The 23,363-nt window shown below is 71.4% G+C and carries 19 protein-coding genes; 7 read left to right on the forward strand and 12 right to left on the reverse strand.

Annotation, left to right across the window (positions count from 1 at the left end; translation table 11 throughout):
- The first annotated feature begins 18 nt into the window (after nucleotides 1-18).
- Nucleotides 19-2,232 carry a diguanylate cyclase domain-containing protein gene (locus tag ACQPY0_RS20215; protein WP_432991049.1) on the forward strand — a complete coding sequence of 738 codons (2,214 nt, stop codon included), beginning with the start codon at nucleotides 19-21 and terminating at the stop codon, nucleotides 2,230-2,232.
- A gap of 166 nt (nucleotides 2,233-2,398) precedes the next feature.
- Complete coding sequence (locus ACQPY0_RS20220; protein ID WP_432991051.1) at nucleotides 2,399-5,029, forward strand: discoidin domain-containing protein; 2,631 nt, start codon at nucleotides 2,399-2,401, stop codon at nucleotides 5,027-5,029.
- A 63-nt stretch (nucleotides 5,030-5,092) separates the two neighbouring features.
- Here ACQPY0_RS20220 and ACQPY0_RS20225 read toward each other — a convergent pair whose 3' ends face one another.
- Together ACQPY0_RS20225 and ACQPY0_RS20230 are read right to left on the reverse strand one after the other, a co-directional pair.
- A complete protein-coding gene (locus ACQPY0_RS20225) occupies nucleotides 5,093-5,728 on the reverse strand; it encodes an acVLRF1 family peptidyl-tRNA hydrolase (RefSeq protein WP_432991053.1) in 636 nt (211 codons plus the stop codon).
- Between the two features lie 30 nt (nucleotides 5,729-5,758).
- Nucleotides 5,759-6,535 (reverse strand): hypothetical protein, encoded by a 777-nt coding sequence (locus tag ACQPY0_RS20230; RefSeq protein ID WP_432991055.1) that lies wholly within the window; start codon nucleotides 6,533-6,535, stop codon nucleotides 5,759-5,761.
- Between the two features lie 39 nt (nucleotides 6,536-6,574).
- Between ACQPY0_RS20230 and ACQPY0_RS20235 the strand changes: the two genes are divergently transcribed.
- Complete coding sequence (locus tag ACQPY0_RS20235) at nucleotides 6,575-8,950, forward strand: putative bifunctional diguanylate cyclase/phosphodiesterase (RefSeq protein WP_432991057.1); 2,376 nt, start codon at nucleotides 6,575-6,577, stop codon at nucleotides 8,948-8,950.
- Here the strand turns inward: ACQPY0_RS20235 and ACQPY0_RS20240 are convergent.
- The 3 genes from ACQPY0_RS20240 to ACQPY0_RS20250 all read right to left on the reverse strand — a co-directional run bounded on the left by ACQPY0_RS20240 (nucleotide 8,909) and on the right by ACQPY0_RS20250 (nucleotide 10,888).
- Entirely contained in the window at nucleotides 8,909-9,991 is a 1,083-nt protein-coding gene (locus tag ACQPY0_RS20240) for a hypothetical protein (protein ID WP_432991059.1), read from the reverse strand. The two genes, ACQPY0_RS20235 and ACQPY0_RS20240, sit on opposite strands and share 42 nt — an antisense overlap.
- Complete coding sequence (locus ACQPY0_RS20245) at nucleotides 9,991-10,317, reverse strand: PadR family transcriptional regulator (RefSeq protein WP_432995307.1); 327 nt, start codon at nucleotides 10,315-10,317, stop codon at nucleotides 9,991-9,993. Before ACQPY0_RS20245 ends, ACQPY0_RS20240 begins: the two co-directional genes overlap by 1 nt.
- A gap of 94 nt (nucleotides 10,318-10,411) precedes the next feature.
- Nucleotides 10,412-10,888: a Rieske (2Fe-2S) protein gene (locus ACQPY0_RS20250; protein WP_432991061.1), complete on the reverse strand. Its 477-nt coding sequence runs from the start codon at nucleotides 10,886-10,888 to the stop codon at nucleotides 10,412-10,414.
- Nucleotides 10,889-11,204: 316 nt separating this feature from the next.
- Here ACQPY0_RS20250 and ACQPY0_RS20255 point away from each other — a divergent pair, with 316 nt between their 5' ends.
- On the forward strand, nucleotides 11,205-12,008 hold the full coding sequence (locus ACQPY0_RS20255) for a polysaccharide deacetylase family protein (RefSeq protein WP_432991063.1): 804 nt from the start codon (nucleotides 11,205-11,207) through the stop codon (nucleotides 12,006-12,008).
- Nucleotides 12,009-12,022: 14 nt separating this feature from the next.
- On the opposite strand, the gene ACQPY0_RS20260 is transcribed toward ACQPY0_RS20255, so the two are convergent.
- From ACQPY0_RS20260 to mmsA, 6 genes are all read right to left on the reverse strand, one after another.
- Nucleotides 12,023-13,393: a hypothetical protein gene (locus ACQPY0_RS20260; protein WP_432991065.1), complete on the reverse strand. Its 1,371-nt coding sequence runs from the start codon at nucleotides 13,391-13,393 to the stop codon at nucleotides 12,023-12,025.
- A complete protein-coding gene (locus ACQPY0_RS20265) occupies nucleotides 13,390-13,881 on the reverse strand; it encodes a SigE family RNA polymerase sigma factor (RefSeq protein ID WP_432991067.1) in 492 nt (163 codons plus the stop codon). The genes ACQPY0_RS20260 and ACQPY0_RS20265 overlap by 4 nt, the downstream gene beginning before the upstream one ends.
- Before the next feature lie 118 nt (nucleotides 13,882-13,999).
- Nucleotides 14,000-15,157 carry an ROK family protein gene (locus tag ACQPY0_RS20270; protein ID WP_432991069.1) on the reverse strand — a complete coding sequence of 386 codons (1,158 nt, stop codon included), beginning with the start codon at nucleotides 15,155-15,157 and terminating at the stop codon, nucleotides 14,000-14,002.
- Between the two features lie 77 nt (nucleotides 15,158-15,234).
- Nucleotides 15,235-16,353, reverse strand: coding sequence for a substrate-binding domain-containing protein (locus ACQPY0_RS20275; protein ID WP_432991071.1), 1,119 nt, complete (start codon nucleotides 16,351-16,353; stop codon nucleotides 15,235-15,237).
- Nucleotides 16,354-16,425: 72 nt separating this feature from the next.
- Entirely contained in the window at nucleotides 16,426-17,721 is a 1,296-nt protein-coding gene (gene mmsB / locus ACQPY0_RS20280; protein WP_432991073.1) for a multiple monosaccharide ABC transporter permease, read from the reverse strand.
- On the reverse strand, nucleotides 17,718-19,265 hold the full coding sequence (gene mmsA / locus ACQPY0_RS20285) for a multiple monosaccharide ABC transporter ATP-binding protein (RefSeq protein WP_432991075.1): 1,548 nt from the start codon (nucleotides 19,263-19,265) through the stop codon (nucleotides 17,718-17,720). Before mmsA ends, mmsB begins: the two co-directional genes overlap by 4 nt.
- Nucleotides 19,266-19,613: 348 nt before the next feature.
- On the opposite strand from mmsA, the gene ACQPY0_RS20290 reads away from it, so the two are divergent.
- The 3 genes from ACQPY0_RS20290 to ACQPY0_RS20300 all read left to right on the forward strand — a co-directional run bounded on the left by ACQPY0_RS20290 (nucleotide 19,614) and on the right by ACQPY0_RS20300 (nucleotide 22,150).
- On the forward strand, nucleotides 19,614-20,795 hold the full coding sequence (locus ACQPY0_RS20290) for an ROK family transcriptional regulator (protein WP_432991077.1): 1,182 nt from the start codon (nucleotides 19,614-19,616) through the stop codon (nucleotides 20,793-20,795).
- A 209-nt stretch (nucleotides 20,796-21,004) separates the two neighbouring features.
- Complete coding sequence (locus ACQPY0_RS20295; protein ID WP_432991080.1) at nucleotides 21,005-21,892, forward strand: aminoglycoside phosphotransferase family protein; 888 nt, start codon at nucleotides 21,005-21,007, stop codon at nucleotides 21,890-21,892.
- A gap of 60 nt (nucleotides 21,893-21,952) precedes the next feature.
- A complete protein-coding gene (locus ACQPY0_RS20300; protein WP_432991082.1) occupies nucleotides 21,953-22,150 on the forward strand; it encodes a PfkB family carbohydrate kinase in 198 nt (65 codons plus the stop codon).
- Here ACQPY0_RS20300 and ACQPY0_RS20305 read toward each other — a convergent pair.
- Nucleotides 22,147-23,256 (reverse strand): IS630 family transposase, encoded by a 1,110-nt coding sequence (locus ACQPY0_RS20305; protein WP_432991084.1) that lies wholly within the window; start codon nucleotides 23,254-23,256, stop codon nucleotides 22,147-22,149. The two genes, ACQPY0_RS20300 and ACQPY0_RS20305, sit on opposite strands and share 4 nt — an antisense overlap.
- Nucleotides 23,257-23,363 lie beyond the last annotated feature (107 nt).

Below are 23,363 nucleotides of genomic sequence, written 5' to 3' on the forward strand. Positions count from 1 at the left end.
AGGCGGTGATGACTGGCGGTGAGATCCGGCCGGCTCCTCGCCGTGTACGCCCCGCTGTTCGCCGTCGCCCTCGCGTGGGGGCTGGCCCGGCTCGCCGGGTTCGACGGCCTCACCGTATTCGGATGGCTGCCGGGGGCGATCGGGGTCGCGATCGGCGGCGGGTTCCTGCTGCACGCCGCCCGCACCCCCGGCCTCGCCCCCGCCGGGCGCCGGTTCTGGCGCCACCTCGCCATCGCCGCTCTGCTCATTGCACCCGCGACCGGCCCGTTCACCGAGGCGAGCCTCGGCGGGCGCAAGACCGGGCCGCTGCTCACCGCGGCCGTACTGCTGCTGGCCGTGGCGCTGCTGCTGGTGCTCTGGGCGCTGCTGCGCCTGCCGGTGCGCAGCCGGAGCCGGGGCGACTGGCTGCGGCTGGGGCTCGACGCCGCCACGGTGCTGGTGTGCTCGGCGACGTTCCTGTGGCACTTCGTGCTCCGCCCGCTGGTCGTCTCCGACGCGCCGCTGTCCAAGGTGCTCGGCCTGCTCGTGATGAGCGTGCTGTGCCTGCTCGCGGTGCTGGCCGTGGTGAAGCTGATCCTCGTCGGCGCCGAGGCCGTCGACGTGCGGGCACTGTGGGCGCTCGGCGGCGTGGTCCTGGTCGGGGCGATCGGGTCCGCGCTGGTGCCCGTCCTGCCCAGCCCGCGGCTGGCCGGCGTCTCCGGGATCATCACGATGGGCGAGGCGGCGATGGTCGCGCTCGCCGGGGTGCTGCAGTCGCGCCGGGTGGGCCCGGCGCCCGCCGTGCCGCTGCCGCGCCGGCGCTCGTACTCCGTGCTGCCCTACCTCGCCGTCGCCGCCGTCAACCTCCTGCTCGTCGCGGTCGTCCTGGATGGGACCGGGAGCCTGCCGGTGGTCGTCGGGGCCGTGGTGGCCACCGGGGCGGTGGTCGCCCGGCAGCTGCTCGCCTTCCGCGACAACGACGCGCTGCTGCGCTCGCTGCGGGAGCATCAGCGGCTGCTGCACGAGCAGGCCACGCACGACGCGCTCACCGGGCTGCCGAACCGGACACTGTTCAACGAGCGCCTGGCGACGGCGACCGCGGCGATCCTGGTCGACCTGGACGACTTCAAGGCGGTCAACGACACCCTGGGCCACCCGGTCGGCGACGGCCTGCTGGCCGAGGTCGGCCGCCGCCTGCGCGCCGCCGTCCGCCCGGCCGACCTGGTCGCCCGCCTCGGCGGCGACGAGTTCGCGGTGCTGATCGGCGCGGCGGTGGACGGGCTGGGCGGCGGTGCGAGCCCGTGGCAGGGTGAGCGTGGGGCGGTGGACGGGCTGGGCGGCGGTGCGAGTCCGTGGCAGGGTGAGCGTGGGGCGGTGGACGGGCTGGGCGGCGGTGCGAGTCCGTGGCAGGGTGAGCGTGGGGCGGTGGACGGGCTGGGCGGCGGTGCGAGTCCGTGGCAGGGTGAGCGTGGGGCGGTGGACGGGCTGGGCGGCGGTGCGAGCCCGCGGCAGCGCGAGCGTGCGGCGATGGATGGGCCGGCGGGGGCGTGGGAGAGCGGCGATGCGGGCGTGGCCGACCCGCTGGACGCGGTGGCGGCGCGGATTCTCGCCGAGCTGGCGGCGCCCGTGCACAGTCACGGGCACGTGCTCACCGTGACGGCCAGCGTCGGGGTCGCGGCCCTCGCCGACGGGGAGAACGCCCTCGACCTGCTCCGCCACGCCGACATCGCGATGTACGCGGCGAAGAAGCGGGGCAAGGGCACGCACGCGCGGTACACCCCGGATCTGAGCGGTTTGCTCATGACGCCGGAGTCGCGCGGGTCGGACCTGCGGCGGGCGATCGCTGCGGCCCGGCCGCCGTGCACCATCGAGGTCGGGCGGGCCGCGCTCGTCTCGCCCGGGTTCGCCGCCGAGCTGGCGGGGCTGCTCGACGAGGCCGGGGTCGCGCCCGACGGGCTCACCCTCGCGCTGCCCGCGGCGCAGCTCGCCGACGACGACGCGGTGCGACGGGCGATGGGGGAGCTGCGCGCGGCCGGGGTCGGGCTCGCGCTGGACCACACCGGCACGGACACGATACGGCTCGACCTGCTCGCCGCCCTGCCGTTCACGGTCCTCATCGCCGACCCGGCGTTCGGGGCCGCCGAAGGCGATCGAAACGCGGCGTTCTCGGAGGCCGTGACGCGGTTCGCGGGGGATGCCGGGATCGAGTACAGGGTTCGATCCGAGGGCTCGCTTCAGGAGAGCGCTCTCTAAATTTCAGTTCCGGAACCGGCGACCTCTTGACACCGGGGCCTTGCGGGATGACCCTCGTCCTTGGGAGAGCGCTCTCCCATCGCACCTGACACCCCGTCGGCCGGAACACAACTGTCACCATCGCACCCCCGCGATGGCGCCGCCATGCCCTGAATCAGGAGCAGACATGCACACCGCCGCACCGCCAACGGCGAACCGCCGCCGCCGAAATCTGATCCTCGCCGCCATCGCCACGCTCGTGGTTCTGGCGACGTACGTGGTCACCACGACCCTGACCGCCTCGGCCGCCGACTCCCTCATCTCGCAGGGCAAGCCGGCGCTGTCGTCGTCGGACGAGAACGCGGGCACGCCCGCCTCCGCCGCGTTCGACGGCAACACCACCGGCACCCGCTGGTCCAGCGCGTTCAGCGACCCGCAGTGGATCCAGGTCGACCTGGGCCAGACGGCGACCATCTCGCAGGTCAAGCTCTACTGGGAGGCCGCGTACGCGAAGTCCTTCCAGATCCAGACCTCGCCCGACGCCAACACCTGGACCGACGTCTACTCGACCGCGACCGGCACCGGCGGGACGCAGACGCTGAACGTCACCGGCAGCGGCCGCTACGTGCGCATGTACGGCACCGTCCGCTCCACCGGCTACGGCTACTCGCTGTACGAGTTCCAGGTGTACGGCTCGTTCGGCACCACGAACCCGACCGGCGGCCCGTGCGACACCACCGCCAACGCGGCGCAGGGCAGGACGGCCGACGCCTCCAGCACCGAGAACGGCGGCACCCCGGCCTCCGCGGCCGTCGACGGCAACACCGGCACCCGCTGGTCCAGCGCCGCGAGCGACCCGCAGTGGCTGCGCGTCGACCTCGGCTCGGTCCAGTCGGTCTGCCAGGTGACGATCAACTGGGAGGCCGCGTACGGCAAGGACTTCCAGATCCAGACGTCGACCGACAACGCCAACTGGACGACCATCAAGACGGTCACCGGCGGCACCGGCGGCAACCAGGTGCTCAGCGGCCTGAGTGGCTCCGGCCGCTGGATCCGCGTCTACGGCACCGCCCGCGGCACCGGCTACGGCTACTCGATCTGGGAGCTCATCGTCAACACCGGCGGCACCGGCCCGACCACGTCGTCGCCGACCCCGACCGGCCCGCAGCTGCCGGGCGGCGGTGACCTCGGCTCGAACGTGGTCGTGTTCGACCCGGGCCAGTCCGCGGCGACGATCCAGGGCCGGCTGGATCAGATCTTCGCCCAGCAGGAGAAGAACCAGTTCGGCACGGAGCGGTACCAGTTGCTGTTCAAGCCGGGTTCGTACAGTGGCCTGAACGCGCAGATCGGGTTCTACACGTCGATCAACGGTCTGGGGCAGAACCCGCAGGACGTGCAGATCCACGGCGACATCACGGTCGACGCGGGCTGGATGGCCGGCAACGCGACCCAGAACTTCTGGCGCTCGGCGGAGAACCTGTCGATCTATCCGGTCTCCGGTGTCGACCGGTGGGCCGTCGCCCAGGCCGCGCCGTTCCGCCGCGTCGACGTGCACGGCGGCATGACCCTCGCCTCACCCAACTGCGGCTGGGCCTCCGGCGGGTACATCGCCGACTCGCGGGTCAGCGGCAACATCAACCCCTGCTCGCAGCAGCAGTGGTTCACCCGGGACTCCACGATCGGCAGCTGGAACGGCTCCGTGTGGAACATGGTGTTCTCGGGTGTGCAGGGCGCCCCGGCCAACAGCTTCCCGAACCCGCCGTACACCACCCTGGCCACCTCGCCGGTGACGCAGGAGAAGCCGTACCTGTACGCCGACGCCTCCGGCTACCGGGTGTTCGTGCCGTCGCTGCGCACGAACAGCAGCGGCGCGACCTGGATCAACGGGCAGACCCCGGGCACGTCGATCCCGATCAGCCAGTTCTACGTGGCCAAGCCGGGCGTGAGCGCGGCGACGCTGAACCAGGCGGTGGCCCAGGGCCTGAACCTGTTGTTCACCCCCGGTGTGTACCACCTCAACTCGACGGTCAACATCAACCGGGCCGGCACCGTGGTCCTCGGCCTGGGCTACGCCACGATCGTCGCGGACAACGGCGCCCTGCCGATGGCCGTCGGAGACGTCGACGGTGTCAAGATCGCCAGCCTGCTCTTCGACGCCGGCCCGACGAACTCCCCGGCCCTGCTGCAGGTCGGCCCCACCGGCGCCACCGGCAACCACGCCGGCGCCCCGAACCTCATCTCCGACGTGTTCCTGCGCGTCGGCGGCGCGGGAGCGGCGAAGGTCACCAACGCCCTGGTCGTGAACAACAACAACACCATCATCGACCACATCTGGTCCTGGCGGGCTGACCACGGCGACGGCGCCGGCTGGACCTCCAACCCCTCCGACACCGGCCTCATCGTCAACGGCCAGAACGTCACCGCCTACGGCCTGTTCGTCGAACACTTCCAGAAGTACAACGTCATCTGGAACGGCAACGGCGGCAAGACCATCTTCTTCCAGAACGAACTACCCTACGACCCGCCATCGGCCGCCGCCTGGTCCCACGACGGCATCACCGGCTACGCCGCCTACAAGGTCGCCAACACCGTCACCTCCCACGAAGCGTGGGGCATGGGCAGCTACTGCGTCTTCACCAGCGACGATTCCATCGCCGCCTACCACTCGTTCGAGACGCCGGTGAACGCCAACGTCAAGTTCCACAACATCCTGACGGTGTCGCTGGGCAAGGGTTCGATCACCCATGTCGTCAACGACACCGGCGACGCGGCCCTGCCGAGCAGCGTCGTCCCGCACAACGTCATCAACTTCCCCTGACCCCAGATTCAGCGGTACCGGTACCAGCGGGCCGTCCGGCAGCACGCCGGACGGCCCGTCCCGTTACGGCACCAGGTGAATGCGCACCTTGCGCGCCGTGACCGCGGCCTCCTCCAGCACGCTCAGCCGCGGCTCGGCGACCTCCAGCAGCCGGGGATGGCGCAGCGCGGCCAGGCTCGCGAGGCGCCGGTCGGCGAGGATCGCGTCGACGAGCCCGCGGTCGCCGCCGCAGACCAGCGCGGCGAGTGAGCCGGCCTCCGGCAGCAGCACCCGCTCGGCGATGTCGGCGGACTTGCCGGCGACCGCGTCGGACTGGTTGTCGCGGCGGCGCGCGTAGCGCTGCTGGGACCAGCCGCCCGCCGCGGTGCGGCCGTGCACGTGGAAGCGCTCGACCTTCGAGGCCGTGATCGCGGTGCCGTCGGCGATCCCGGCCGCCACCGCGCCCTTGCGGGCCAGCAGCAGCCCGATGCGGGGTGCGGCGGCGACCCCCGCGAGCAGCGCGTCGATGTCCGCGACCCCGTCGAGGCCCGGCGGCGGGTGCAGGGTCGCCGTGTCGCCGTTGTTCGACCCGGTCAGCACCAGGCCGGCCTCGTCGGCGCCCTGATGGCGCCCGTAGAACCCGTCGAGCCAGCCGCGCAGGCGCTCCGGCGAGATCTCCACCCAGCGCCCGCCACCGGCGGCCGGCTTGGCCGTCACCATGGATCAAATCTGCCACAGGCGCCCGGGGCGTCAACCGGCGGTGGCGGCCTCCTGCGCCCGCAGCGCCCGCTCCGGCGGCCGGGGTCCGCGCAGGACCCGCAGCTCCAGCCCCTTCATCAGCCAGGACGTGCCGAAGCCGAAGATGGCGAGGGCCTCGCCGATGATGAGCGAGTACTCGTCGAACCAGCCGCTGATCTCGGTGACCGCGATGAACACGACCGCCACCCCGATGACCGCCGCGCACGTGAAGTGGAAGCGGCGCCAGAACTCGGGCGAGCGCCGGCCGAGCAGTTGCGTGCGGTTGCCCTCGCGGATGCCGAAGTACAGGCTGATGACCCCGAGACAGACGATGAACACGGCCGCGCAGGTGTAGTGCACGGCGGCGACCGGCGCCTCGCCGAGCTTCGCCTGCAGCGGGGTGAGCGCGATCGTGGCGCCCTTCGGCCGGTCGGTGCTGAACAGCGCGACGCCGAGCGCGGCGACCCCGGCCACGTTGCTGAGCAGGTTGTCGAGGTTGTGCTCGAACACCTTGTACGTCACCAGGAACAGCCCGGTGCCGCACAGCGCGCCGACGAAGACGTCACGCAGGCCGGTGTAGAAGTACTCGCTGAGCGACCCGCGCAGCTTCCCGCCCTCCAGCGCGAAGTCGCCCAGCACGAGCAGGAACGGCAGCGCGAGCCCGATGAAGCCGATGACGGCCCGCATGAGCAGGTACGATCGCAGGTACAGCACCCCGGCGTCCGGCCGCTGCAACTGCTGCGGGCTGGGCCGGCGCGGGCCCTCGGTCTGCGGGTCCAGGTATCCCATGGCAACAACCTCCACCGGTCGTCCCCGTGCACTGTCATCATGACGGAGCCCGCGCGTTTGGTTCATGAACGGCGCGCCGGTGCCGATCTCGGCGGCGTGGAGACGGTGGGGGCCCTGCGTTCGACCCGGCTGCTCGTGGGGGCATCACTCGTGGCGGTGCTGGCCGAGGCGTGGTTCGCCGTCGGGCTGGCGCGCCCGACGCCCGCGATGCTCAGCTGGGTGGCGATGCTGTTCGCCATCGGGCTCGCCGTGACCGCCTGCGTGCAGACCAGCCGTGCACCGGGGATCGCCCCGGGCGCCGGCCGATTCTGGTGGCACGTCGCGCTCGGCATGTCCCTCATCGGCCTCGGCGCGGTCAGCAACGGTGTGGACACGTGGCGCGGCATCGTGAAGCCCCAGCACATCGGCACGCTCACCGCCGGCTTCTACATCGCCGGGCTCGCGATGCTGCTGTGGGCCATGGTGCGCATCCCCGGCCACCGCCGCAGCCGCGGGGAGTGGCTGCGCTTCGGGCTGGACTCCGCGACGGTCGTCGTCGCCGTCCTCACGTTCGCGTGGCACTTCGTGCTGCGCAACTGGCACGAATGGTCCGGCGGGAACGTGACCGGCGCGCGGGCCCTGATGGCGCTGGGCACGTGCGGGGCGGTGTGCGCGTTCGCGTTCGTGAAGGTCGCGTTCACCGGCACCGGGCCGCTGGACCGGCGGGCGTTGTACCTGCTCGCCTCGGCCGGCGGCGCGGGCGCCCTCGGCGGCGCGATGTCGCCGCTGCTGGCCGGGCGCCCCTGGCTCAACGGCACCCCGATCGTGCTGCCGCTCACCTGCCTCGTGCTGTGCTTCGCCGCGGACCGGCAGCGCCGCGCCGCCGGGGTCCCGGTGCCGGTGCCGGCCCGGCGCAAGCGGCCCGGGTGCGTGCCCTACGTCGCCGTCTCCGCCACCTGCGTGCTGCTGCTCGTCGACGCGGACCTCAGCGGCGGCGACATCCTCGGCGTCGCCGTCGGCACCGTCGTGCTGGTGCTGCTCGTGGCCGCGCGCCAGGCGACAGCGTTGCGAGACAACGCGGAGCTGGTGCACTCCCTCGACGGGCGGCTGCGCGAGGTCGTCGAGTACCAGGAAACGCTCGCCTGGCAGGCCACCCACGACGCGCTCACGAACCTCCCGAACCGGCGGCTGCTCACGCAGTACACCTCGGAGGCCTTGGAACATGGGGATCGGGTCGCGGTCGCGCTCGTCGACATCGACGACTTCAAGGAAATCAACGACGACCTCGGCCACGGCACCGGCGACGCGCTGCTCACGGCGATCGCCGCGCGGCTCGGCGAGCTGGCCGGCGGGGCGCTGGTGGCCCGGCTCGGCGGGGACGAGTACGCGCTGGTGTTCCCGGCCGCCGACGCGCCCGCCGCGCTGCGCTTCCTCGGTGCGGTCGCCGCCGGGCTGCGCCGCCCCCTCGACGCGGCCGGGCACGCGCTGGTCGTGGAGGCGAGCGTCGGGATCGCCGTCGGCGAGCCCGGCCTCGGCGCCGCCGAGCTGCTGCGCCGGGCGGACGTGGCGATGTATGCGGCGAAGGAGCAGGGCAAGGGGCGCCAGGTCGCCTACGACCCGGCGATGGACCAGCGCGGCGCCGAGCAGGCCCGGATCGCCGCCGAACTGCGCACCGCCCTGGACACCGGGCAGCTGCGAGTCTTCTACCAGCCGATCGTCCGCCTCGGCGACGGCGGCGTCGTCGGCGTCGAGGCGCTGGTGCGCTGGGAGCACCCGGAGCGCGGGATGATCCGCCCGGACCTGTTCATCCCGGCCGCCGAGCGCACCGGGCTCATCGTGCCGCTCGGGCAGTGGGTGCTGGCGACGGCGTGCCGGCAGGCGGCCCAGTGGCGGCGTGAGCTCGGGCCGGACGCGCTCGCCTACGTCTCCGTCAACGTCTCCCCGCGCCAGCTGCGCGAGACCGGCTTCGCCACCCGGGTCCGCGACGAGCTGCGTGCGGCCGGCCTGGCCCCGGCCTGCCTCATGGTCGAGGTCACCGAGACGGCGGTCTTCGACGGTGGTTCGGGCCTCGACGAACTGCACGAGGTCAAGCGCCTCGGGGTCCAGGTGGCGCTGGACGACTTCGGCACCGGCCACTCCTCACTGGGCCTGCTGCGCACCTGCCCGGTCGACGTGCTCAAGGTCGACAAGTCCTTCGTGGACAACGTGACCGCCGCCGGGGAGCACTCGGTCATCGCCGATGCGCTCATCGGCATCGCCGACGGCCTGAAGCTGCGCGCGGTCGCGGAGGGCGTGGAGACCGAGGCCCAGGCGGTCGCCCTGCGCGCGCTGGGCTACCACTACGCGCAGGGCTATCTCTACGGCCGCCCGGCCCCGGCCGCGCAGCTCACCGCGCTAGGCCGGGACCGGGAACGCTTCGGGGCGCCGGCGCGGTAGGGCGGCCAGCGCGAGGGCGAGCAGGATGCAGCCGCCGCCGGCGACGAAGAACAGCGAGAAGGTCGGCTGGCCGAACCACTCCCACATCGGGTGCCACGACGGGTGCGGCTCCTGGATGTGGTGCAGGACCATGAGCGGCAGCGCGAACAGCGTCGGCGCCCACCACAGCAACAGCCCGGTACCGAAGAATTTCTTGACCGCCCCGCGCGCCCGGTGCCGCTCGCCGTCGGTGCGCCGGCTCGCCCAGGCGAAGAGCGCGAACGCGGCCAGCCCGGCGAGCAGGCCGCCCGCGATGCCGCAGGGCCAGACGGCGGCCGGTGTGGTGCGCTGGAAGGAAGCGGCGACGAACGTGGTGTCCGCTGTGGACTCGGCGAAGACCTCGACGGTGACGAACAGGCCGCCGCGGCGCGCGGCCAGGGTGGCGTCCCGCGGGATGCTCGCGGGGTCGCAGGGCGGGCCGCCGCAGCTGTAGGCGTCGGAGTACCTGACCGGGTAGACGGCCCAGCCCTTCGCCTCCAGGTTGGCCTGCGCGTCGGCGACCGCCTTGTCCCGCTCGGCGTGCGGGCCGCCGGGCACCCAGGCGCCGACGGCGGCCTGGCTGTACTCGCCGCCGTCGCCGAGCAGCAGATCCCGGGCCATGCTCCAGTCCAGCGGCTGGCCGTAGATGATGAACTGGGCGGGTGGCGGCGCACTGGCGTCGGTCCACGCCAGGTCCGGCAGGATCTCCATGGACATCGCCCGGGTCCGCTCGGGGCCGGGCAGCGGGGGAGTGGTCTCCCAGCCGGCCCGCACGGCGAACGCGGCGCCGAACAGTGCGCCGATGACGGTCGCGGCGAGGGCCCAGAAGACCACCGTGCGGCTGGCCGGGCGGCCCAGCCGGGCGCGCAGACCGTGCCGGATCAGGTTCGCGGCCTCGCGGGCCGGGGGCCGGGAGCGGTCGGGCGGGGCGGCGGCCAGCAGGGTGCCGAGCAGTTCCTCGCGGGGATAGCCGGGCGGATAGGCGCGCAGGAGGCGGATGTACCGCCGCTGCAGGGCCGTCATCACGCGGTCCTCGGCCGGCGGGATGCGGTGCGCAGCCGCTGTTCGGCGGCCGTGGCGAGCTCGCGCAGCCGGCCGGTCTCGTGGGTGAGCGCGGTCAGGCCCTGCTCGGTGAGGCGGTAGTAGCGGCGGGCCCGGCCGTCGACGATCTCCTCGCGGTCGGGCTCGACGAGGCCCTCGGCGCAGAGGCGGTCCAGGGCGGTGTAGAGGGTCCCGGTGAGCAGGCTGACCCGGCCGTGGGAGAGCTCGGCGACCTCCTGGAGGATGCCGTACCCGTGTCGGGGCGCCCCCGCGAGCGCGGTCAGGATCAGGAACGTCGGTTCCCGCATCGGCTGCACGCCGGGGAGCATAAGTAATTGATCAAGCTATGGTCAACCGGGGCGTTGGCCAAGGGCGGCCGCTGCGGATACGGCCGCCCCCGGATCATTGCTCCAGGCGGACCACCTCGGTGCCGTCCACTGCGCTCTTGAGCAGCTTCAGGCCCGTCGGGGTCGGGCCGTCGATCTTCGAGCCGTCGGCGAGCTTGAACTTCGACGCGTGCGCGGGGCAGGTGACGACGCCGTCCTGGGGTGGCGAGACCAGGATGCCCTTGTGCGGGCAGGCGGCGTCGAACAGCATGAAAGTTCCACTGGTCGGCTGGGTCACGAGCAGCCCGTTGACCACGATCCCGCCGCCCACGGGCACCTGGGCGGTGTCGGCGACGGGGGTCTTCGCGGCGCCGCCCGAGGCGGCGCCGGACGCGCCGGCGCCCGGGGAGTCGGCGGCCGCGGGAGTGGTGGTGCTGTCGTCACCGCAGGCGGCCAGGAGGGCGGCGGCGCCGATCCCCCCGAGTCCGGCCAGCAGGGCCCGCCGGTGGGCGCACCACGCCGGTGGTTGCGCCGTTGCTTCGTCGATTGCCACGATGTTCCCTTCGTACGGCGGCCGAGCCGGGGCGCGCAACGCTCCGCCACCGCTCTGTGGCGCGCCGCGCGAAGGTGAACCGGCTCCGGCCGGAAAGACGGCCGCCCCGCAGGCGGCCGTGGTTGAGCGCTCGGCAATGGTACTCGTGATATATAAGATCGTCTATGGCTATCACGAGATCACTCCCATCACCACCGATCCGCTGCGGGAAACCCGCAACCGCGCTGCGGGGCGCCCCCGAGTCGCGGCCCCGGGCGGACGCGGCACGCTGAGACGGTCGTGAACGTCCCCGCGTTGAACCGGAGCCGGAAAGCACATGTGGTCTCGACTCCGCGCGCCTGGTGGGGTGCTGCTGGTCTGCGCGATGCTCGTCGGGTGCGGCGGGAAGCAGCCGGGGGCGCCGGCGGCGGGGCGACCGGGTGCATCGGCGATGCCCTCGGGGACGCTCACGACCGATGGTGGATCCGGGCTCAGCGCGGCGCAGCTGGCCCGGATTCCGCACTTCCCGGCGCGGCCCGCGCCGAAGCCGGTCACCGTGCCCGCCGGGAGCTCGGCCGGGTGGTACAGCGCGATCCCGACCGACCAGCCCGTCGCCTTCATCACCATCGACGACGGGTGGACCAGGGTGCCGCAGGCGCTGCCGCTGCTGCAGGCCGCGCACGTGCCGGTGACCCTGTTCCTGGAGATCAACGCGATCAAGGCGGACCCTGGCTACTTCACGCGGCTGGAGCAGGCCGGGGCGGTCATCGAGGCGCACACGATCAGCCACCCGGAGCTCAAGGGCAAGTCGTACGCCGTGCAGAAGCACGAGATCTGCGGCTCCGCCGACCAACTGGCAACCCTCTACGGCCGCCGCCCCGTGCTGTTCCGCCCCCCGTTCGGCGACAAGGACGCGACGACCCTGAGCGTGGTCCACGAGTGCGGGATGAAGGCGGCGTTCTTCTGGCGCGAGACGACCGACAAGGGCATCGTGCGCTACCAGACGGGCCAGACGGTCAAGCCCGGCGACATCCTGCTCATGCACTTCCGCCCGGCGTTCGTCGATGACTTCCTCGCCGTCCTGCAGGCCATAGCGAACGCGGGGCTCACGCCGGCCCTGCTGGAGGACTACATCGCCTGACCCCGCCCTCGTCGCTACTCCCACCGGTTCACGAGCGCCTGGCCGGCCACGGACCGCTCGACGTCCTGCGCCTCGGCGGGCTGGGCCGTGGCGAGGGTCTTGCCGCCGGCGTCGACGGCCTGGATGGACAGGACCGCGGGCACGGGCGCCTCGATGACGCCGACGCCGCCGGTGAGCGGGACCCGCGTGGCCCGGCCGCCGGTCACGCGCAGCTCCGTGGCGCCGGGCGGGGCGATCACCAGCATGCGGTCGGAGAGCTCGACGCGGTCCCGGGCCGGCAGCCGTACCGTCACGAGCGCATCGGACGGTGCCGCCGCCGTGGTCATCCGGGCCGGCGGGGACTGCGGGCTGTTCGCCGGCGTCTCGACGCCGTGCGCGGTGTCCACCAGCATGGATTGACCCGTGCCGGTCACCGCGCACACCTGCGCCGCCCCGCCGTCGAGCATGCCGAGCGCGACGACGACCGGCCGGTCGTCGCCGGGCGGGGTGCCGCCCCACAGCACCCGCCACGACCGCACATCCAGCCCCGGCAGGGTGGGGCAGCTCGCCACCGCCTCGCGGGCCGACGCCGGGTCGGCCGATCCGCGTTCGGCCGCCGGCACGTCCGCCTGGCGCCCGCCGCCCACCATGTCGGTGAGCTCGACATGGCGTACGATCCCGTCGCAGGTGACCCGCCACAGCCGCACCGCCGCCGGCAGCACCGCGAAGTCCCCCACGCCGGTCCACGTGTGCTCGAGGACCCCGTCGCCACGCACGGTGCTCGTCGCGGCCGACTCCACGGTGCAGCCGGGCGGCGCGAGCGAGATGGAGTACCGCCCCATCTTGCCGAACACCGTGAACGGGTCGAGGCCGCCGGTCTGGCCGCCGTACCTGGCCTCGACGAGGTCCGTGGCGGACGTGCCGAGCGGCGCGGCCGAGTAGAGGTACACCAGCTCGGTGTCGTTGTAGTAGGCCGCGCCGAAGTTTCGCTCCCCGTCGATGTCGGCGATGAACAGCACCTTGGCCCGGTCCAGCTCCGGCCCGATCTGCCAGAATCCGCGGCCCTGCTCCAACGCGGACTCGAGCGCCTTGAGCGTCGCCGGGTCGGCCGCCGCCTCCCCGCGCACCGGCCCCGCCAGGATCTTGCGGGTCCACTGGTTCAGCGGCGCGCGCTGCCCGGTGAGCGTCGGCTGGGGGTTCGGCGCCGGCGACGGCCCGTTGGTCAGCGCGAGCGTCTGGGCGCCGAGCAGCCCGGCGACGACCGCCGCGACGACCCCCGCCCCGCCCCACCGCCAGCCCCGCCGGCGGCGCCGGCGCAGCAGCCGCGCGTACGGGTCGGGCGCGGGACGGACCGCGGCGACCGAGCGCCCCATCTCCTCGCGGAGCCGCTCCTCCAGGGTGCTCATCGTGCGCTCCTCTGTGCGTTCTGGCTCTCCAGCAGGTCGCGGAGCCGGGCCAGACCGCGCGATGCCTGGCTCTTCACCGTGCCGACCGAGCAGCCGAGGACCTCGGCGGTCTCGGCCTCGGACAGGTCCTCCCAGTACCGCAGCACCAGCACTGCCCGCATCCGCTCCGGCAGCCGGGCGAGCTCGGCGACCAGCGCCGAGCGCTCCGCCAGCCCGCGGGCGGGGTCGTCCGGCGCGGCCCGCTCGGGTGGCGAGGCGCTGAGCAGCTCGCGCCGCAGCGCCCGCCACCAGCTGGTGCGCTGGTTCACCATCGCCCGCCGCAGGTACGGCATCGGCTCGGCGATCCGCCCGAACCGCGGCATGATCTTCAGTAGGCACGCCTGGACCAGGTCCTCGGCCGACGTGACCGAGCCGGTCAGCAGATACGCGGTGTGCAGCAGTTCGGTGTACCGCATCCGGACGAACTGCTCGAAATCCTCATCCGGCACGTTGCCGCCGCCTTCCCGTTTCCGGACGCCGTCACAGCATGCACGCCGCACGCCCCGGAAAGGTTGAGCGGATCGTTGATGCCAACGGTGAGCGTTGCGACCGGCCGGCGGTACCGGGTCAGCGGGACAGGGGGTCGGCCAGGAGGCTTTCGAAGGCCAGTTCGGCGGCGCCGACCAAGGGGGCGTCGTCGCCCAGGTCCGGGGTGTGCAGTGCGACGTGGTCGCGGCAGGCCGCCAGCGCCATCGACTCGAGGCGCCGGTGAACCGGGGCGGGAGCGATGAGGTACAGCTCCCGCAGCGTGCCACCGAAGACGACCACCGTCGGGTTGAAGATGTTGACCAGGTTGGCCACGCCGAAACCGAGCCAGTCGGCGGCGTGGAGCACGGCGGCCAGGGCGTCGGGGTCGCCGCCGCGGGCGTGCTGGACGGCGGTGACCACGGCGGCGCCGGCCGTCGGCACGGGGCGGCCGGCCAGGCGCAGCAGGGGGCGCTCGCCGATCTCGGCCTCCCAGCAGCCGCGCGAGCCGCAGCCGCACAGCCGGCCGCCCGGGTTGACGACCATGTGGCCGACCTCGCCGCCGTGGCCGCCGTAGCCGGTGATGCGGCGGCCGCCGGCGATGATGCCGGCACTGATGCCGGCGTCGCCGTGCACGAAGATGACGTTGTCGGCGCCGGTCGCGGCGCCCCGCGTGTGTTCGGCGAGGGCGGCGAGGTCGGCCAGGCCGCCGACGATGGGGGAGCGGGCGCCCAGGTGCGGGGCGAGTGCCGAGGCCAGCGGCGATGCGATCGTTTCGTCCGTCCAGCCGAGATGGTGGCGCACGGACGCGGAGACGGCGATGGCCGAGCCCACGAACATCGCGCCGGCCGGGGCCGTGGCGTGCATGCCGGCGACGAGGGCGGCCAGCGCTCGCACGGTGGGGGCGGTGTCGGGGCCGGGCGGGCGTTCGGCCGTACGCGTGTCGAGTACCTTGCCGCCCAGGCCGATGCGGGCCGCTCGGAGGCGGTCGAGCTCCAGGCTCAGCGCGTAGCCGTAGACGCTCGACGAGCGGGGTGTGACGACGATCGAGGGGCGTCCGGCCCGGCCGGTCTCGTGGGGTACACCCTCGTCGATGAGCCCGGCGGTGGCCAGGTCGGCGGTGAGCGCGCCGATGGTGCTGCGGTTCAGGCCGAGCCGGGTGGTCAGCTCGGCGCGGGACGTGGCCCCGCGGACGTGCACGTAGCGCAGCAGAGCCGCGAGGTTCTGCCTGCGCACCGACTCCTGTGGGCTGGTGGACACGCGCGGTCCCTTCGCCTCGAAACGCGCGTGGGCCCCCGGAAAACAGCTCCGGGGACCCACGTCGTTACCGGTGTTGATCAGCCCTTGGTGAGCGGGGCCAGCTTCGGGTCGTCCTTGTAGGCCTCGGCGGCGTTCGCCTTGGTCACGATGACCGGCGCGAGGAGGTACGCCGGGATGACCTTGACACCGTTGTTGTACGACTTGGTGTCGTTGATCTCCGGCTCGGAGCCGGCCTGCAGCTTCTTGACCATCTCGATCGTCTGGGCAACCAGCTTGCGGGTGTCCTTGTTGATCGTGGAGTACTGCTCGCCGTTCATGATGCTCTTGACCGACTCAACCTCGGAGTCCTGGCCGGTGACGACCGGAACCGCCTTGCCGGCGGCCTTCACCGAGGTGATGATCGCGCGGGCCAGGGTGTCGTTCGGGGAGAGGACACCGTCGAGGGTCTTGTCGCCCTTGGCGTAGGTCGAGTTCATGATGGCGTCCATGCGCGACTGCGCACCCTCGGCCTTCCAGCCCTGGATGGCGGTCTGCTTGACGTCCTTCTGGCCCGAGCCGACGACCAGGTCACCCTTGTCGATGAGCGGCTTGAGCACGTCCATCGCGCCGTTGAAGAAGACACCGGCGTTGTTGTCGTCCGGCGAGCCCGAGAACAGCTCGATGGTCCACGGGCCGGTCGCCTTCTTGGCCTTCATGCCGTCCAGCAGGGCCTGACCCTGCAGCTGGCCGACCTTGAAGTTGTCGAACGCGACGTAGTAGTCGAGGTCCGCGGTGCCGGTGATGAGCCGGTCGTAGGCGATGACCGTGGCGCCGGCGTCCTTGGCCTGCTTGACCTGGGTGCCCAGCTGCGCGGCGTCGGTCGCGCCGATGACGATGACCTTCGCGCCCTTGGTGACCATCGAGGAGATCTGCGACTGCTGGTCCGCGACGGTGGTCGAGGCGCCCGCGTACTGCACGTCGTACTTGAAGCCGGCGTCCTTGAGGCCCGACTCGAACAGACCACCGGCGAGGACCCAGTTCTCCGAGGTCTTCGACGGCAGGGCGACGCCGATGAGCGCGTCCTTGGCGAAGCCCTTGGCGGCGCCGGACGGGCTGCTGGAGGTCTCGTCGCGGTCGCTGCTGCCGCACGCGGCGGTGCTCAGCGCCACCAGCGCGACGGCGCTGACCGCGAGGCTCCTGGTGAGGAACTTGCGCATGGCTTGGAAAGCCCTTTCTTTCGGGGATGTTACTGGGGATAGGGGCGTCTGCCGCGGTCTGCGGCGGGTGGATCAGCCGGCGACGGGGGTCTTGATGGAATCCTGACCGGCTTGGTTCGGCGCGGCCGGCTCGGATGGTGCCTGCCGGCGGAAGGGTCGCATTATCGATCCGATGATCGAGAACCGTCCCTGGCTCTTGTTGTAGACGTCCAGCGCGACGGCGGCCAGCAGGAACAGGCCCTTGATGATCTGAATCCAGTCGGTCTTGACGCCGATCAGCAGCAGGCCGTTGTTCAGCACGGCCATCACCAGGCCGCCGACGATCGAGCCGAGGACGGTGCCGATGCCGCCGGAAACCGCGGCGCCACCGACGAAGACGGCCGCGATGGCGTCGAGCTCCCAGCCGTTGCCGTCCTGCGGGCCGGAGGCGCCCGAGCGGGCCACGAAGATCATACCCGCCAGGGCGGCGAGGACCGACATGTTCATCATGACGAAGAAGTTGGTGCGGCGCAGTTTCACGCCGGACAGCTCGGCGGCGCGGGCGTTGCCGCCGACGGCGTAGATGTGCCGGCCGCCGGGGGTGTTGCGGGTGTAGAAGGAGTACAGGAGCACGAGCCCGACCAGGATGCAGCCCGAGATCGGGAAGCTGGTGCTGCGCGGGCCCCCGCCGTAGCGCAGCGTCGCGAAGACGATGACGCCGACCATGATGACCAGGCGCACGCCGGCGACCCAGGGCGGGATCGGATCCGTGCCCATGTCGCGGCGGGTCTTGCGGGCCCGCATCTCCCGCCAGATCACGGCGAGGCAGGCGATCAGGCCGAGCGCGAGCGTCGAGTTGTTGTATCCGGTGTGCGGGCCCCATTCGGGCAGGTATCCGGCGCCGATGTTCTTGAAGCCCGCCGGCACCGGAATGCTCTCGGCGTTGCCGATGTACTGGTTGCCGCCGCGGAAGAGCAGCATGCCGGCCAGGGTCACGATGAAGGCGGGTACACCGATGTAGGCGACCCAGAAGCCTTGCCAGGCACCGATGACCATGCCGACCACCAGGCCGAGGACGATGCCGAGCTCCCAGGGCAGGCCGGCCTGGATGGCCTTCGCCACGACGATGCCGACGAACGCGGCGACGGAGCCCACCGACAGATCGATGTGGCCGGCCACGATGACCATGAGCATGCCGACCGACAGCACCGAGATGTACGCGTATTGCTGGGTCAGCGTGATCAGGTTGTAAGGCTGCAGGGTCAGCCCGTCCGTGAGGATCTGGAAGAGCACGATGATCCCCACCAGCGTGAAGATCATCGTGAACTGGCGGGCGTTGGAGGTCGTGCCCCCGAACAGGTTCTTCTGGAGGTCCTTGAATCGGCTCATCGCGTGGGCATCTTCTTCGTAGAGGTCATCTGCTTCATGAGGAGTTCCGGGTTGGCCTCGCTGTGGGGAACCTCGCCGGTGATGGTGCCTTCGAACACCGTGTAGATGCGGTCGCACAGCCCGATCAGCTCGGGCAGCTCCGAGGAGATGACGATGACGCCCTTACCCTCGTCGGCGAGCCGCTGGATGATGCCGTAGATCTCGTACTTCGCGCCGACGTCGATGCCGCGGGTCGGCTCGTCCAGGATCAGCAGGTCGGGGTCGGTGAACATCCACTTGGCGAGGACGACCTTCTGCTGGTTGCCGCCGGAGAGCTTGGTGACGCCCTCGTCGACCGTGGGGGCCTTGACCCGCAACGCCTTGCGGTACTCCTCGGCGACCTTGTGCTCCTCGACCTCGTTGATCACGCCGTGGCGGGTGATCTTCGACAGCTTGGCGGCCACCATCGAGGTCTTGATGTCGTCGAGAAGGTTGAGGCCGATGGACTTGCGGTCCTCGCTGACATACGCCAGGCCGTGCTTGATCGCCTCGGCCACCGACTTGAGCTGGATCTCCTGGCCGTCCTTGAAGATCTGGCCGGACTGCCACACGCCGTAGGAGCGGCCGAAGACGCTCATCGCGAGCTCGGTGCGCCCGGCGCCCATGAGGCCGGCGAAGCCGACGATCTCGCCCCGGCGCACGACGAAGTTCGAGTTCTTGCACACCAGGCGCTCCGCCGAGATCGGGTGGCGGACCGTCCAGTCGCGCACCTCGAAGAACACGTCGCCGATGTGCGGGGTGTGGTCGGGGAAGCGGCTCTCCAGGTCGCGGCCGACCATGCCGCGCACGATGCGGTCCTCGTTGACGCCGTCGGCGCCGACCTCGAGGGTCTCCACCGTCTTGCCGTCCCGCAGGATCGTGATGGAGTCCGCGATCGCCCCGATCTCGTTGAGCTTGTGCGAGATCATGATCGAGGTGATGCCCTGCCGCTTGAACTCCCGCAGCAGTTCGAGCAGGTGCTTGGAGTCGTTCTCGTTCAGCGCCGCGGTGGGCTCGTCGAGGATCAGCAGCTTGACGTCCTTGGCGAACGCCTTGGCGATCTCGACGAGCTGCTGCTTGCCGACGCCGATGTCCTTGATGAGCGTGTCCGGGTCGTCGCGCAGGCCGACCTGGTTCAGCAGCTCCAGCGCCTTGCGGTTGGCGCCCTTCCAGTCGTACGCCCCGTTGCGTGTCGGCTCGTTGCCGAGGAACAGGTTCTCCGTGATGGACATGTGCGGCACCAGGGCGAGCTCCTGGTGGATGATCACGATGCCGGCCTTCTCGCTGGCCCGGATGTCGCCGAAGCGGCACTCGGCACCCTGGTAGAAGATCTGGCCGCTGTAGGAGCCGTGGGGATAGACGCCGCTGAGCACCTTCATCAGCGTCGACTTGCCCGCGCCGTTCTCGCCGCAGATCGCGTGGATCTCGCCCTCGCGTACGACCAGGTTCACGTCGCTGAGCGCCTTGACGCCCGGGAACTCCTTGGTGATCGACCGCATCTCGAGCAGGATCGGTGCGCTGCTCATGACGCGAGCCGCCTTGTCACCGACATCATGTTGCCTCCGAGGGGCATTACCGCCAGCCAGGTTTGTTGTGACGACCAACTTATTCCAGTGTGGCGATCCTGCCCAGTCCCCGCCGTCGTTTCTCGGTAACAATCTGGCAATGATCTAGCGGCTGGGCGGTCGCCGCAGTGCCCGGGGAAGCGCTCTCTCATGTCCCGCCGGTTAGCTGCGTGTGTCGGACTCTAAATCCAATTGCTTTACTAAGTCAACGACACGGGGCATCATGTAGGTAACGGTACGTAGGAGGGAGGCTGGGTGCGGCAGGTCGGGACAAATCTCCCCAAGGTTGGGCAATACAACCGGGCGGTCGTGCTTGACCAGATCCAGCTCGCCGACGGCACCAGCCGCGTGGAGATCGCCGAGCACACGGGCCTGACGCCGCAGACGGTCTCGGGCATCGTGCGCCGCCTGATCGACGAGGGCATCGTGCGCGAGGACGGCGCGCGCTCGTCCAGCGGCGGCAAGCCGCGCACGGTGCTGCGCATCAACGCCGACGCCGGGCGGGCCGTCGGCCTGCACTTCGACCTGGTCGAGCTCGCCTGCGTGGTGGTCGACCTGCTGGGCCGGCCGCTGGTCACGGCCCGCCGCCCGACCCCGGCCGGCATGGACCCGGTCGAGGTCACGGCCGCGATGACCGGCCTGGTCGGCGAGGTGCTGGCCCGGGCCGGGGTGCAGCGCGAGCGGGTGCTGGGCCTGGGGCTGGCCTCGCCGGGCCCGATCGACCAGGCGCGGGGCGAGGTCATCTCACCGCCGCAGCTGTCGCACTGGACGCGGGTGCCGCTCAAGCAGATGGTCGCCGACGCCACAAACCTGCCGGTCACGCTGGACAATGACGCCACGGCGGCGGCGATCGGGGAGCGCTGGGCAGGTGCGGGCCGGGGGGTGGCGAACTTCGCGTACTTCTTCCTCGGCACCGGCGTCGGGGGCGGCCTCGTGCTCGGTCACCAGGTCCACCGGGGCGGCTCCATGAACGCCGCGGAGTTCGGGCACACCTCGATTACGGACAGTGGCCCCGAATGCTACTGCGGCAACCGCGGCTGCCTCGAAAGCCTCATCAACCCGGCCGCGCTCGTCGCCGACGCGCACCGCCGGCTGGCCTCCGGCGGTGAGAGCGCTCTCAGCGGAGCCTTCCGGCGCGCGCCGTCCACTGTGGACCACGCGGCCCTGTGCCGGGCCGCGGCCGCGGGTGACGACCTCGCCGGCGCGGTCATCGGCGAGGCCGCCGAACGCCTCGCCGCGGTCGCCGTCAACGTGGTGAACATCGTCGACGTGGAGTTGATCATCCTGGGCGGCCACGGCATCCGGCACGTCGAGGCGCAGTTCCGCCAGGCGGTGCTCCGAGCACTGGGGGAGCGGGCGATGGCGCGGCGAATCCGGCAGGTGGACGTGGCGCTGTCACCACTGGGCGACGACGCGGCGGTGATCGGCGGGGCCGCGCTGGTGCTGCACGCGACGTACTCACCCCAGGTCTCGGCCCTGCTCGCCGGCTGAGCCACCCGAGGCGCCGGCGGTGGCGTGGGCCTCGCGGTCTGATCGCCGTTGGGGCGGCCGGGTTGGTGGTGTGCGCTCGCCACGCCGGCCGCGGCGGGTCAGGACATCGAGCGAGTCCGTGTCAGTGACCACGTCCGGGCTGCCGGCTGCGCCGGCCGTCGTTGCGACGGGATCCCGCCGTAGCGGACGGTAGGTAAAGTGGAGTACTCATGGATGACATCAAGATCGACCAGGAGTTGGTGCGGTCGCTGCTGGACGATCAGCATCCGGATCTTGCCGGGCTGGAGATCCGGGAGGTGGACGGCGGCTGGGACAACATGATGTGGCGTCTCGGGGACGAGCTCGCGGTGCGTTTGCCCCGTTTGACGCGTGCTCCGGCTCTGATGCGATCGGAACAACGTTGGCTGCCGGCTCTGGCGCCGCACCTACCGCTGCCGGTACCGACACCGGTACGGGTCGGCGAACCGTCCGCGCTCTTCCCGGAGACCTGGACGGTCACCAGCTGGGTCGCCGGCGTACCGGCCGACCAGGAACCGATCAGCCGGCCGGATGCTGCCGACAGCCTCGCGAAGTTCCTTCGGGCGCTCCATCGCGCCGCGCCGGACGAGGCCCCGGCCAACCCGACACACGGCGGCGCCCTGCAAACGCATGCGAACGGCATCGAGGGTTGGCTGGCGGTGCTCGCCTCCGATGAACATGCCACAGCCGCGCGACGGGTCTGGGACGACGCCGTTGCGGCGCCGGAATGGGATCGTGCGCCGTCCTGGATTCACGGCGACCTTCATCCCGCGAACGTTGTTGTCGCGGACGGGACGCTGAGCGGTGTGATCGACTTCGGCGAGCTGTGCGCGGGGGATCCGGCCGCGGACCTCGCGGCCGCCTGGGTGCTGCTGCCCGCAGGTACGGCACCACGGTTCCTCGACGCCTATGGCATTGCGGACGACGCCATGATCCGGCGCGCCCGCGGATGGGCCGTGCTGCGTGCTCTGGTCCTCATCACGATCGGGCAGATGTGGGAGCAGGGTCTTCCCGGCGGTAAACGGACCTGGGGTCCGGCTGGTCGGGCGGCGCTCGAGCGCGTGCTGTCCGCGGCTTGAGGAAGCGGCTCGCGCTCGAGGCCTCGGCCACCGCCGCGGCCTCGTCGTCCACTGTGGAGGGTGACCCGCGGGTGCGGCGCGGCCACCCACCGCCCGGGCCTGGAGATCCTGGACCGGGTCGGCGGGGGCGACAGCTTCGCCTCGGGGCTCATCCATGGGCTGATGATGGCCGGTAGCCTCAAGACCGCGGTCCAGTACGGCGCGGCCCACGGCGCCCTCGCGCTGGTGCCCGGGGCCGGCGTCCGCGTCCAGCGCTAGTGTCCTGAGTCATTGAAAGCTTTATTGATTCGAGTGCGGTAGTTGGCGAGGTTGTCGAGGATCTCGTCGGCGGTTTTGGTCCACACAAAGGGTTTCGGGTCTTCGTTCCACGCCGCGATCCAGGCGTTGACGTCGTCTTCGAGTTCTTTGACGCTGCGGTGGGTGCTGCGGCGCAGCTTGCGGTTGGTCAGCTCGGCGAACCAGCGTTCGACCAGGTTGAGCCAGCTCCCGGAAGTCGGCGTGAAGTGCAGGTGGAAGCGGGGATGCGCGGCCAGCCAGGTCTTGATCGCGGGGGTCTTGTGCGTGGCGTAGTTGTCACAGATCAAGTGCAGGTCCAGATCACTGGGCGTGTTCTTGTCGATGGTCTTGAGGAAGCGCAGGAACTCCTGGTGGCGGTGCCGACGCTGATGCTGGCCGATCACCTTGCCGGTAGCGATGTCCAGGGCGGCGAACAGGCTGGTCGTTCCGTGGCGCACGTAGTCGTGCGTGCGACGTCCCGGTACGCCGGGCATCATCGGCAGCATCGGCGCGGTGCGATCGAGGGCCTGTATCTGCGATTTCTCGTCGACCGCGAGAACGACCGCCTTGTCCGGCGGGTCGAGGTACAAGCCGACCACGTCGCGGACCTTGTCAATGAACAGCGGGTCAGTCGACAACTTCCAGGTGTCAACCAGGTGGGGCTTGAGACCGAACGCCCGCCAGATCCGCGAGATCGCGCTTTGCGACATGCCGGTGGCCCTCGCCATCGACCGCGTCGACCAATGACTGTCCTGATTGGACGGTACTTCCTCAAGCGTCTTCACGATCACCGCCTCAACCTGCTCGTCGGTGACGGTGCGCGGCGCCCCCGGCCGCGGCTCGTCACCCAGGCCGTCCAGCCGATCGGTAACGAACCGGGCCCGCCACTTACCCACCGTCGGCAATGACACACCCAGCTGCCTGGACACCTCGCTGTTGGACAGCCCTCGGGCGCACGCCAGCACGATCCGAGCGCGGACCGCCAACGCCTGCGCGGTCTTGCCTCGCCGCGCCCACGCCTGCAGCACGTCCTGCTCGGCCTGGGTCAGCTCCAGCACCGCCAACTTCGGACCACGACCATCACCCATAGCCCTAATCTACCAACGAATTAACGACTCAGGACACTAGGCCGTGTCGCAAAGTTCCGGCACAGCGATGGCGCCGGGGGCCGTGTGGCCCTATATTGGTCGGTGTG

The sequence above is a fragment of the Dactylosporangium sp. CA-233914 genome (assembly GCF_050942935.1).
GTDB lineage: Bacteria > Actinomycetota > Actinomycetes > Mycobacteriales > Micromonosporaceae > Dactylosporangium.